Annotated in this window: 10 protein-coding genes, 1 rRNA gene and 1 pseudogene; 2 read left to right on the forward strand and 10 right to left on the reverse strand. The window is 37.2% G+C overall.

Annotated features, from left to right (window positions below; translation table 11 throughout):
- Window positions 1-104 precede the first annotated feature (104 nt).
- From J0N78_RS14740 to J0N78_RS14760, 5 genes and pseudogenes are all read right to left on the reverse strand, one after another.
- Window positions 105-1133 (reverse strand): LLM class flavin-dependent oxidoreductase, encoded by a 1029-nt coding sequence (locus J0N78_RS14740; RefSeq protein WP_209123865.1) that lies wholly within the window; start codon window positions 1131-1133, stop codon window positions 105-107.
- A 168-nt stretch (window positions 1134-1301) separates the two neighbouring features.
- Entirely contained in the window at window positions 1302-3437 is a 2136-nt protein-coding gene (locus J0N78_RS14745; RefSeq protein WP_209123866.1) for an ATP-dependent Clp protease ATP-binding subunit, read from the reverse strand.
- A 235-nt stretch (window positions 3438-3672) separates the two neighbouring features.
- Window positions 3673-4452: a class II aldolase/adducin family protein gene (locus J0N78_RS14750; protein WP_247747334.1), complete on the reverse strand. Its 780-nt coding sequence runs from the start codon at window positions 4450-4452 to the stop codon at window positions 3673-3675.
- 412 nt (window positions 4453-4864) lie between these two features.
- Window positions 4865-5545, reverse strand: a pseudogene (locus tag J0N78_RS14755) (cation:proton antiporter domain-containing protein); the annotation flags it as partial.
- Window positions 5521-5859 (reverse strand): tyrosine-type recombinase/integrase, encoded by a 339-nt coding sequence (locus J0N78_RS14760; RefSeq protein WP_209123890.1) that lies wholly within the window; start codon window positions 5857-5859, stop codon window positions 5521-5523. The gene J0N78_RS14760 and the pseudogene J0N78_RS14755, both read right to left, overlap by 25 nt.
- A gap of 159 nt (window positions 5860-6018) precedes the next feature.
- Here J0N78_RS14760 and J0N78_RS14765 point away from each other — a divergent pair, with 159 nt between their 5' ends.
- Window positions 6019-6663, forward strand: coding sequence for a glycosyltransferase (locus J0N78_RS14765; RefSeq protein WP_209123867.1), 645 nt, complete (start codon window positions 6019-6021; stop codon window positions 6661-6663).
- A gap of 234 nt (window positions 6664-6897) precedes the next feature.
- Here J0N78_RS14765 and J0N78_RS14770 read toward each other — a convergent pair whose 3' ends face one another.
- From J0N78_RS14770 to J0N78_RS14785, 4 genes are all read right to left on the reverse strand, one after another.
- Window positions 6898-7767, reverse strand: a complete 870-nt coding sequence (locus J0N78_RS14770) for an SDR family oxidoreductase (RefSeq protein WP_209123868.1) — start codon at window positions 7765-7767, stop codon at window positions 6898-6900.
- 29 nt (window positions 7768-7796) lie between these two features.
- On the reverse strand, window positions 7797-8660 hold the full coding sequence (locus tag J0N78_RS14775) for a polysaccharide deacetylase family protein (RefSeq protein WP_307794948.1): 864 nt from the start codon (window positions 8658-8660) through the stop codon (window positions 7797-7799).
- A 581-nt stretch (window positions 8661-9241) separates the two neighbouring features.
- Entirely contained in the window at window positions 9242-9937 is a 696-nt protein-coding gene (locus J0N78_RS14780; RefSeq protein ID WP_209123869.1) for a hypothetical protein, read from the reverse strand.
- A gap of 148 nt (window positions 9938-10085) precedes the next feature.
- Window positions 10086-11042: a CAP domain-containing protein gene (locus J0N78_RS14785; protein WP_247747335.1), complete on the reverse strand. Its 957-nt coding sequence runs from the start codon at window positions 11040-11042 to the stop codon at window positions 10086-10088.
- A gap of 219 nt (window positions 11043-11261) precedes the next feature.
- Here J0N78_RS14785 and J0N78_RS14790 point away from each other — a divergent pair, with 219 nt between their 5' ends.
- Window positions 11262-11762 (forward strand): metallophosphoesterase family protein, encoded by a 501-nt coding sequence (locus J0N78_RS14790; RefSeq protein ID WP_209123870.1) that lies wholly within the window; start codon window positions 11262-11264, stop codon window positions 11760-11762.
- A 244-nt stretch (window positions 11763-12006) separates the two neighbouring features.
- On the opposite strand, the gene rrf is transcribed toward J0N78_RS14790, so the two are convergent.
- Window positions 12007-12122 (reverse strand): 5S ribosomal RNA (gene rrf / locus J0N78_RS14795).
- Window positions 12123-12416 lie beyond the last annotated feature (294 nt).

The raw sequence follows: 12416 nt of genomic DNA on the forward strand, positions 1-12416 counted from the left end.
TATAGGCGCCTGGTACTTTTTTTTATTTTATATGTTGAACTTGCTTATAGCTGTCTATAAGTTTTGTGCTAAATACCTAAAAAATATTTTGTTCTTCATTCAGTTTATTTAGAAAATTTTTCCTCGTCATTCCATACTTCCTTAACTATCTCATAAGAGCGTAACCGGTCTTCGTGATCGTAGATATGACTATTGATTATCATTTCATCAGCGCCCGTTTCATCCAAAAAGTTTTGGAGTTTTGCTTTAACCATTTTTGGACTGCCTACGACCGATGAGCCTAATTGTTTTTCAATCGCCATTTTCTCCGTACTTGTCCAAAGCTGTTCCATCGATTCAATCGGCGGTTGTAATTGACTTGGGCGATTTCTGATGAGACTAAGAAATGACTGTTGGTGGGATGTTGATAGCCAACGAGCCTTTTCATTCGTATCAGCAGCAATGACATTCACTCCTACCATTACGTACGGTTCAGATAATACATCTGACGGTTGGAAGCTTTCGCGGTATAAGTTCAGTGCAGGGATCGTATACTCAGGAGAAAAATGGCTGGCAAATGCAAAAGGTAAACCGAGCTTCCCTGCCAGTTGTGCACTAAATCCACTTGAACCAAGAAGCCAAATAGGAATATGTAATCCTTCGCCTGGTACCGCCCGAACTTGCATTTGGCCAGCAACAGAACTCGGGTCAAAGTATGCTCGTAATTCATCTAGTTGCTCCGGAAAATCATGACCACTTCGTAAATCTCTCCTTAATGCAAACGCTGTATGTTGGTCACTTCCAGGGGCACGTCCTAACCCAAGATCAATACGCCCTGGATACATCGACTCTAGTGTTCCAAATTGTTCAGCAATGACTAGTGGAGCATGATTAGGGAGCATGATCCCACCGGACCCGACGCGAATCGTTGACGTACCCGCTCCAATATATCCGATTAATACCGATGTTGCTGAACTAGCAATGCCAGGCATATTATGATGTTCAGCCACCCAGAAGCGGTGATACCCCCACTTTTCCACATGCTGGGCAAGGTCTAAACTTTTTTTAAAAGAATCTGCTGCCGTACTTCCACTGACAATCGGAGCTAAGTCTAATACAGAATATTTAATATCCTTTAATTGTTTTCGAGACATTAATTTCACCTCTCAAATTTTTCTATATGAAGCTACAAATTTTATGTAAATGCGCTTTTATTACATACTTTATAAACTTTCAGATATTCATTTTACAACTTATGGATGACGTTTTCTAGTTATACGACTTTAGGTATAGAAAAGAGACTGCCGTGGCAGCCTCTTTCCTTATTCACTTACTTTAATTTGGTTATCTTCAACGTTTACAGTAATTTTTTCGATTTGCTCTTTTTCAATCAATAATTGGGTTACTTGATTTTCAATTTGATCTTGGATTACACGACGTAATGGTCTTGCCCCGAATTCTGGGTGGTATCCAAGTTCTGCGATTTTGTCTTTTGCTTCTTTTGTTACATCGATTAAAATGCCTTGTTCTTGTAACGATCCTTTTAGCTCATCAAGCATAATATCAACAATTTGTACAAGGTTTTCTTTGGTCAAATGCTTAAACTCAATAATTGAGTCAATTCGGTTTAAGAATTCTGGTTTAAAATAATGTTTGAGTATTTCGAGTTGAGTCGTCGTTTCTGCTTCAGTTGAAGTTGAACCAAAGCCGATCGCAGGTTTTTTCTTATCCGTTACCCCAGCGTTTGACGTCATGATGATAACTGTCTCATTAAAATTCACAACTCTTCCTTGGCTATCTGTGAGTCGACCGTCTTCCATGATTTGAAGGAAAACGTTCATGACATCTGGGTGTGCTTTTTCAATTTCATCTAGTAGAACGATAGAATAAGGATTTCTACGAACCTGTTCAGTTAATTGCCCTGCTTCATCATGGCCAACATAGCCTGGAGGTGAACCAATTAATTTAGAAACAGAGTGTTTTTCCATATATTCACTCATGTCTAAGCGGATCATTGAATCTTTACTTCCGAACAGCTCCTTGGCAAGTGTCTTCGTCAGCTCGGTTTTTCCTGTACCCGTAGGTCCAACAAACAGGAATGAAGCTGTTGGGCGATGCTTCGGTTTTAATCCTACACGAGCTCTCATAACCGCGTTAGCAACTTGCTCGATCGCTTGTTCTTGCCCAATGACTCTTTCCGCAAGTCTTTTCGGTAAATCTTTCATTTTCGATTGCTCATCTTTTTGCAGTTTTCTCACAGGGATACCTGTACTTTTTTCGATAATTTCTTGAATGTTCTCTACTGTCACTTCTGTAGTTGGTTCCTTCGTTTGTTCATTCGCTAGCTTAGCTTTGATTTCTAATTCTTCATCACGAAGCTTTGCTGCTTTTTCATATAATTCTTGTTGTGTAGCCAATTGTTTTTGATGTTCAATCTCTTTTAATCGTTGCTGCATATGACCTTTATCCGTTTCCTCTTGTGAGAGGTTTAGCTTAGAGCCTGCTTCATCTAATAAGTCAATGGCTTTATCAGGTAAGAAGCGGTCTTGGATATAACGCTTCGAAAGCGTCACACAAGCTTTTAGGACGTCGTCAGAGTATTTTACATTATGATATTTTTCATAGGTTGGACGAATTCCTTTTAAAATTTCAAACGCTTCCTCCTCTGTCGGTTCTTTAACAATTACAGGCTGGAAACGACGCTCTAGGGCTGGATCTTTTTCGATCATTCGATACTCTTTTAGTGTTGTTGCACCAATGATTTGCAAGTCACCACGAGCTAATGCTGGCTTTAGAATATTTCCTGCATCCATTGATCCTTCTGAAGAGCTTCCTGCACCAACCATCATATGCAATTCATCAATGAACAATATAACATCTTCTCGTTGCTGTAATTCAGTAATGAGTTCTTTCATTTTTTCTTCAAACTGACCGCGATAGCTCGTACCCGCAACGAGTGCGTTCAAGTCTAGTGTGTATATTTGTTTGTTTTTTAATTTAGCTGGCACTTGACCTTCGACAATCTTCAGTGCAAAACCTTCTGCAATCGCTGTTTTACCAACTCCTGCTTCCCCAATTAGTACAGGGTTATTTTTGTTACGGCGATTTAAAATTTCAATTGTGCGCTCAATTTCTTTATCTCGACCAATAACCGCATCAATTCTGCCTTCTTTTGCTTCTTGAGTTAAATTTCGTCCGTTTTGATCTAAAAAGCTGTTCCCACCTGCTTGCTGAGGCGGCATTTGTTTCACCGTTTGCTTATGCCCGCCATTTTGGAATGGACTTGCAGCTGAAAAGAAATCGTTAAAATAATCATTGAAGTTTAAAGTGTTCGCTCCAAGTGATGAATACGATTCGTTGTAACACTTAGAGCATAAATGAACTTGTTGATGTTGTTGGTTAACCATAACACTCAATTTAATATTTGCTTGATTCACTTTACATTTTTGACATAACATTTTAACTACCTCCTCTTAGGTTTGGATTTAAAATTCAATTTTTGACTTTGACTATATTTGACCTTTTATTTCTTATAAAACCCCATGTGTAATGGGGTTGGATTAGTTACTTTGTATTTTTATTATATCTGACTTTCTTTGACCTTTCAAGAGGGATAATACAGGAAAAATTTTACTTATTAATTTAGCTCTATTAACAGTAAAAATCTCCTCTTACTATTAAACTAGCAATCGTTTAATCCACTAGATCAGGTTGCTCTTTTACAATTCGATCCCAAAGTGGTTGAAAGCTAAACCATCCCGCTATTTCAGAGCCTACTTGCGTACTCGTCAGCTTAGCATATTCACTATTAATTAAAACAGGGGCTCCAGCAGCTTCTGCCATTAGCTGAGCTTGACATGAACGCTCCATTGTAATAAACCACCACGCCGCTTCATCTACTGATCGACCAACCGTTAACATGCCGTGATTTCTTAAAATCGCAGCCTTATGATTTTTAAGTACTTCGGCAATTCGTTTTCCTTCCTCTGTATCTAATACGACTCCTGTGTAATCATCAAATAACACGTGATCATCATAAAATGCACACGAATCTTGTGTAAGCGGATCAAGTAATCGACCAAGAGCTGACCATGTTTTACCGTAGATAGAGTGAGCATGTGCAGCTGCGATCACATCAGGACGTGCCGCATGGATTTGAGAATGAATCGCAAATGCTGCCCGATTGACTGGACGATTTCCTTCCACTACATCACCATCGTGATTACAAAGTATTAAGTCTGATGCTTTAATTTGGCTAAAATGCATGCCAAACGGGTTTACCCAAAAATGATCTTTTTGTTCCGGATCGCGTACAGTAATATGTCCAGCTACCCCTTCATCAAATCCGAATTTTGAAAAAAGTCGAAACGCAGCTGCTAACCGTTGCTTTAAATAGACCCTTTCCTCTTCCACTGAATCAAATTTTGGCATCAAATTATCTAGTGACATCACTTTTTCAAAAGATTTCCCCATTTTTTGCATACACCCTTTCAAACGTTTGATAATAAATATAGAAAGCGTTTACAAAACATAACAAGAAGCCTTACCGTAGTATATAAACTTCTAACACTATACCAACCGGTCAGTATCTAAAACTATAGTATACTGTTTTTTCAGAAGATTCAAGTTATAAATAAGCTCTTTTATAATAATGATTCAGTTACAAAAACCTTCATTAAAGAAATAGCCCCTATAAAAAAAGCTATTTTGAATAAATAATTATCAAGACCTAAATTAAATAAAGATTAGATAAATTAAATTATATAACATTATAGTCATATAAAATATGTTATGTCCTTTCTTATTCTACTAACGCCTCCTTAGCACAACAAGAATAGGAGCTGCCAACCAGCAGCCCTTCTTACACTCTTACACCCGTTACTTCTTAAATTGACGGAATAACAGCTTCCTTACTTTTATTCAAAAAACATTTCAATTCTTTTTTTCTTTGTTTTGATACAAGAATATAAAGAATATCTCCTGGCTGAACTTTTGTTTCTCCATGTGGGGTTACTAAATCACCAGTGCGGATAATCGCACTTATTAGAACATCATTAGGGAATGTTATTTCTTTTAACTTTTGCCCTGTAATAATTGCCTGCTCATTTACAACAAATTCAATAATCTCAGCGTTTGCTTTTCCAATAGAAACGAGTTCCAAAGAATGAGGTGCTTCCACTTTCCTCGGACCATTTAAGTTTAATTTCTTAGCAATAAAGGAAATTGTTGAACCTTGAATCAAAGCTGAAGTTAATACTACGAAAAATACAACATTAAAAAATAACTGACTATTTTCAAGTCCCATTGTCATTGGGAACGTGGCGAGTACAATTGGAACTGCCCCTTTTAATCCTGCCCAAGAAAGAAAAACTTTTTCTTTTAAATCGAATCCCATTTTTACAGTCGAGAGGAAAACAGCAACAGGACGAGCAATGAAAATTAGAATAATAGAAAGCAAGAGACCTCTAAGGATAATATCTATTGATAGGAATTGTGAAGGGAATACTAATAAGCCCAAAATAATAAACATTAAAATTTGCATCATCCATGCAAATCCTTCATTGAATCACGAGAAGAATGATTAAAGATAGACTGTAATAAAGAAATTGCAATTCCCTTACTGTATGCATGGTATCCAAATGTTTTCCGTAATGTATGTGTACCTATTTTTTTAGAAATGCCAACTTCTCTAGCGACAGTATTAATAATTCGATAGGCTTGTTGGCGAGTTATTGGTTGGTTATTTTTCTGTGACTTGAAAAGGTAATCTTCTGCTTTTAATTTAGCTAAGTTTATATATTCAATTAAGGCACTTTTTACCTTGTTGTTTATATAATAAGGTTTGGTTTCATCACTTTTTTGTTCTTGTAAAAAAATAATATTCTTTTACTAAAAAAACAATGATAATTCAAAGTTAATCAAAAGGTAACCTTCCCATGTCTTTCTCCTATTCAAGTAACTCTTACACTTTGAGGAATGAAAAAATCCCCTATACCAATAATAAGAAAGAAACTTTTCATTTTGGAAGGAGCAGGTTTGATGAAAAAATTATTGTTGATGGGATTGACTTTATTATGTCTTCTAAACATGTTAGCTGGGTCAATTAGTGCCGAAGCTAAAACACAGGAACAATGTATGAGCCAATCAGAGGTAAAGTTCAAAAATGAATTTCGGAGACTTTGGATTGATCATGTATTGTGGACAAGTAATTATATTACAAGTGCAACAACAGCAGGAGCTGAGGATCAAAAGCAGGTACTGTCGAGACTTCTGAAAAATCAGGAGGATATCGGTAATGCTGTAAAGCCGTTATACGGTGAGAAAGCCGGGAACAAACTTACGGATTTGTTTAAGGAGCATATTGTTATTGCCGGCAAGATCGTAGATGCAGCTAAAAACAGGAAAGAAGACATGGTATATAAACAAAACAAAGAATGGTATAGAAATGCTGATGATATAGCGGCTTTCCTTAGTGGTGCTAACCCTCATTTAAAGAATGAAGACCTAAAAAAATTACTATATATGCATTTGGAATTAGTAACAAATGACTTATCAGCGAGCTTAGAAAAAAATTGGGATGCGAGAATCGTTTCGATTGATGAAGGGGTTACACATATAATCTTAATGGCAGATGCTATCTCTTCGGGAGTTGTGAAACAGTTTCCGGAAAAGTTTAAAAAATAATCCTAAGAAGCTCCAGCATTGAGCTGAAGCTTCTTTTTAAATTTAGTTTGACAAAAACAACTACTTAAACCTGTAATGGCTAATGTAAGAAGCTTCAAAAAAGAAGTAATTTCAATAAATGCCATGTACAAAAAAATCGTTGTTATGCTAAACCTAATTGTTCTTGTTTTAGAACGACAACTTCTGTTATTTAACTCTTGCACCCATTAATACAATAATGAAAGTAAAATAATTTTATCCATTTACGATGACACCGCCATTGAGGTGGAGAATTTGACCAGACATGTAAGAGGAATCATCACTTGCTAAATAAATGTACGCGGGTGCCAGTTCCACCGGCTGACCTGCGCGCTGCATCGGTGTCGTGCTTCCGAATTCGGATACTTCTTTTGGCGTAAAGGTAGACGGTATAAGCGGAGTCCAGATTGGGCCAGGAGCAACTCCATTGACACGAATCCTTTTTTTGATTAATGAAAGAGAAAGAGAACGAGTAAATGTAACAATTGCCCCTTTAGTTGCAGAATAGTCAACCAGCTTTTCATGACCTTTATACGCCGTAACGGAAGTTGTATTAATAATGGAACTTCCTGATTTTAAATGTGGCAATGCCGCTTTTGTTAAGTAAAAAAATGAAAAGATATTTGTTCGAAATGTTTGTTCTAACTGCTCACTAGTGATGCTCTCAAAATCCGTTTGTGGATGCTGTTCTGCTGCATTATTGACTAGTATGTCAAGTTGATTAAATTCATTGATCGTCATTGTAATAACTTGCTGACAAAACGCTTCATCCCCTAAATCTCCAGCAATATTTAGACAACGGCGCCCTTCTTCTTCGACTTGCTTCTTCGTTTCTTCCGCATCCGAATGCTCGCTCAAGTACACGTTAACTACGTCTGCTCCTTCTTTTGCAAAGCCAATCGCTACGGCCCGTCCGATTCCACTATCGGCTCCAGTAATAATTGCTACTTTATTTTGCAATTTCCCAGAACCTTGATAGCTATAATTTTCATCAGTCGGATGCGGGTTCATTTGCGATTCAATACCTGGTTGTTGGTTTTGATGCTGTTCAGGAAACGTTTTATGAGGTTGATTAGAAGTGGACAATCCAAGCACTCCTTTCCTATTTTTTGCTGCTACTTCTGATATGGAATGTTTAATAGCTCTGGAACTGTAACAAATTCGAAGCCTAACTCCTGAAGTTCAGGTATGATCTGATGCAGAGATTGTACGGTATTTGTACGATCTCCGTCCCATTCTGCTCCATCATGTAATAGAACGATTGCCCCTGGATGAATATTACTTAATACACTAAAGGCAATATCTTCTGGTGGTGGTTCGCGCCAGTCTAATGTATCAAGCGACCAGCCAATGACGTTATAGTTCATTTCTGCTAATTTTTCAACCGCTTGATTATCTAAAAATCCATATGGGGCACGAAATAGACTTGGTCGGTACCCAATAATATTGTTAAGCACTTCCTCCGTTTGGTTGACTTCGTGTTCAAGGGTAGGTATATCCCCATCTACTAAGTTTGGATGCCAATAACTATGATTTCCGACAATATGACCTTCGTTAACCATCCGCCTAACGATGTCAGGATACGCCTCTGCTCTAGCACCCATTACAAAAAAAGTAGCAGGGACATTATATTGGGCTAGTACATCTAACACTTGCTCAGTATAGCGAGGATCAGGACCGTCATCAAAGGTTAATGCTACTCGATTTGCCGTATCAGGACCACGTAATATCACTGTATCTGGATACTGCTGCTGTAGAACAATATTGGAGATTGGGCGTCGTACCGCTTCTTCATCTCCACCCTCTAGATTAGGCAAACCTTCAACTTGTCTAGGGTTGTCTTTATCTTTTTTAAACCACCACTCTTGATTGACCTCATCAGCATGCTTTTCATTCGCCTTAGCTTCAATATTTGTTTGAACTAAAAAACCCGTCAAAAAAACAGTTATTAAAAACCACTGCAATACTTTCTTTATCACATAGTCATCTCCTTATTCATTTAGTACCATGTTATTTTTTATTCAAAAAGGCATTTTATACATGAGAATGATCAAAAAAGTGAAACTTCAATTATTGGGTTTCTGTGCTAGATAAACGGAATAAATAAAAGTTTCTCCTAGATGCACTTCAAAACAAAAAGGACTACTGATCCCTAAGTCAATAGTCCGTTCCTTTTTTGTTTCTCATTTAGCGAATAATTATATATAAAATTAAAATGATGATTATTAACACATAAATGAACATTGGCATTTTTCGTCTAGCTTTCATTTTTACCCCTCACTTCTAAGAAACACTTTTTTACTAGGGCAATTTTTTAGCCATTTTCTAGTTCTTATTATTGATTAGAACAAATTAATCATACTATATTATTATTTACTTTTTTAGGAAATATGTATTTTGGTAGGACTTTCTATAGAAGTGTAATAAAAAAGAAGGTGCTATATTGGAAGTAGTCCTGGTTGTCGTGGAGAAACCTGGGGATTAGCGTATCCATTAGAAGCCCAAATCTCATATTGATTTGGGCTTTCATAATTTATTGTTATATCAACAATTATTGAAGCTACGGCTGATTTTTGAATACATATTCTTTATCCTTTGTGTTAACTTTAATTTCCATTTCGACGGTATCGATATCCACTCCATATGATGCTAGCATGTTTTTTACAGCAAGCTGTAAGTCCTCTTGTGATTCAATCACAACAGATTCAAACAGTTGTGCAACAAATTCTTCTGCTTCTTCTCCATTCAATTTTGTTTTTTCATTTTCTAGTTCAATTTCAACTTCAGTCTTTACCTCTTTCTTCTTACGTTCTTGCATAATCTCAATTTCAATTTGATCATTTTCAATTTCTATTTCAAGTTTATCGATATCCTTTAAGAAATTAGATGGTGCAACTACGTTTTCCATGTACTTTAGCTCTTTTGTTGGTATTTCCTTTGCTTCTTCTTCAGGCGAAGGTAAATGGACAACATCTTGTTTACTAAAAGTGCTACTATCTTGTCCATTTTCGTTCTGATTTGCTAGGACATACACTGGATTTTCATTCACGACTTCAAACATTTCTTGATCATCTTTGTTTGTTTCTACTTCACTGGAAGTAGAAATACCTTCAGCTTCGTTATTATTTTTTACAGTCCCTTTATCTTGATCTATTACAGACTCTGTAGAATTAAAGCTATCTGCAAAAACGACATAACCAAATGAAATGATTAGCGTAAACAGTGCTCCGACAAACATATATCCAATTTTACTCATGTCTTCCCCCTAAATCGAAAATCATCTCTTTATTATAGAGGAAAAACCTTATTTCTTCATCCACAAAAATAACCGAAACATGGTGTGGCTTTCGTACTATCCTAGCAAAAAGTGAACCCAATTAGGTTCACTTTTTGCTAATATTCACTTAACGGCTAATAAACATCTGTGTCCAGTAATTTCCATTACTGTTATGTCCAACTCCAATATGCGTAAAGTTTCCGTTTAAAATATTAGCTCGGTGGCCTGCACTGTTCATCCATGCTTGTACGACTTGCTCTGCTGTTTGTTGTCCTTGTGCAATATTTTCAGCAGCTGCATTATAGTCAACACCAAAGTCTCTAATCATATCAAACGGAGAGCCATACTTAGGGCTCGTATGTGAAAAATAATTATTTTCCTGCATATCATTTGATTTTGTTCTTGCCACATTACTTAAAGAAGTATCTGCTTGTAAATCAGACAGTCCATTTTTTCTTCTTTCTGCATTCGTTAAGTTAATCACCTGCTGTTCAATTTCACTAATTCCTTCGGCTCTTTCATTCTTTGTAGGTGTTGCTTGCTCTTCTTTAGGTTGTTCTGTCGGTTCCTGAGGCTGTTGAGGTGTTGCATCAGGTTGCTGCGGCGCAGTACCTGGCTGCTGTGGCGCAGTCTGTTGCGGTGCTCCTGGCTGCTGTGTAACTCCTTCTCGTAAACGTCGTTGAATATCTTCAGGGCTTAACTGAGCACCTTCTGGTAACAGCTTTGCAATATCTTCATGAGATAATTGTTCTCCTTCTGGAAGAAGTCGCGCCATATCGTTAGGTAATAATCGCTCAATATCTTGTCGAGTTAACTGTGCAGCATTTCCTCCTTGATGTTGTTCATGTCCATCTGTAACAATAAACTCATACTTTGCGTGTTGCACTTGAACAGGTTTCGTATGAGGATACTCTTTACTTGGTATCGTAGTTTCTTGGCTCGAAACCTGGCCATATCTCACATCGTCTCCTTGTATTTGTGCCCCTTGATCAGCTTCAAAAACATTACTACCATACTGTCCACATCCAATTAAAAGCAATACCATGAATCCGATGATAGAAATCAAAAGATATCTTTTGTTCATTATCGTCAGCTCCTTTTCTGCTTATTTCTTACGTTATTATTTTTCTTTATGGACATGAAATATAGTTGGTAAATTTCGAGAATAATATAAGATCTTGGCAAAAAACCGAAAACAATGAGGTCTGACCAGCTCTATGCTCCTAAAAATAAATTATTTCAGGTTATTATGATAAACTTTAATAAAAAATGGCTATACCGTTTTTATAAAGGAGTTTCCACGATGAAAATTATAGTTATATCAGATACACACATGCCTAAAAAAGCGAAAAAATTACCGGCTCGACTAGTGGAAGATTTACAAAATACAGATTTAATTATTCATGCAGGGGATTGGCAAACGATGGACGTGTACGAAGAACTAGCTCAGTATGCAAAAGTAGAAGGAGTAACTGGAAACGTTGATGACCTTGAAATTCAACAGCGGTTTGGAGAAAAACTCATATTACCAATTGGGAATTATAAAATTGGGGTCTTTCATGGGCATGGACAGAAATTAACAACAGAAAAGCGAGCGTTAGCAGCCTTTAAAGAAGATGTTGTTGATTGTATCATTTTTGGCCATTCACACATTCCTGTTTTAAAAAAAGTAAATGATATACTACTGTTTAACCCAGGATCTGCAACAGATAAACGAAGACAAGCCAACTTTTCCTACGGCCTTTTGAGGATAGGAAAAACATTGGCAGCTGAGCACATTTTCTATGCCGACAAACATCATTAAGTTAGTTCAGCTTTATCTTTTGGGTCTTCTTAGAAAATTCATTTAAATATTCATTTTCAGTTGTAGCGAAGCTAACCGACTGTAGACTTTGCTCGGGGTCCATCCCATAATACCCTTTTTGCTCATCTTTCATTTTGTACGTGGACAGTGAATGACATTTACGCCTCGTTTACTCATTAAATGAATTTCGCCATCCTTTTTTTATGTATTAAAAAAAGCACAACCCTATTGGATTGTGCTTTATGCCTAGCGACGTCCTACTCTCACAGGGGGAAGCCCCCAACTACCATCGGCGCTGAAGAGCTTAACTTCCGTGTTCGGCATGGGAACGGGTGTGGCCTCTTCGCTATCGCCACTAGACTCTACGAATTTTGATAAGCGGCGAATTTCTTCGTTGACTGCGTCCACTGTGTTGCTCATGTACCCTTCAAACGTACACTCCGCTACTCGTGAACTTGCCGCCTCAAATTTCTTGCTTAAATTATTGAGAGTGATTCTCTCAAAACTGGATAATGTGCTAGATCAAGTTCAACGCTTTTCAATGTCCAGCTTCAATGCCTAGATTTTTGTGTCATTTCGCTTCCTCAGTTGAAGTGTGACCACTTCGCCTTCTGAAGCTCCAATGCACGGCAAATCTGACCAAGGCATTTCCGC

Origin of the sequence: Alkalihalobacillus sp. BA299, assembly GCF_017745675.1 — a bacterium.
GTDB lineage: Bacteria > Bacillota > Bacilli > Bacillales > Bacillaceae_F > Alkalihalobacterium.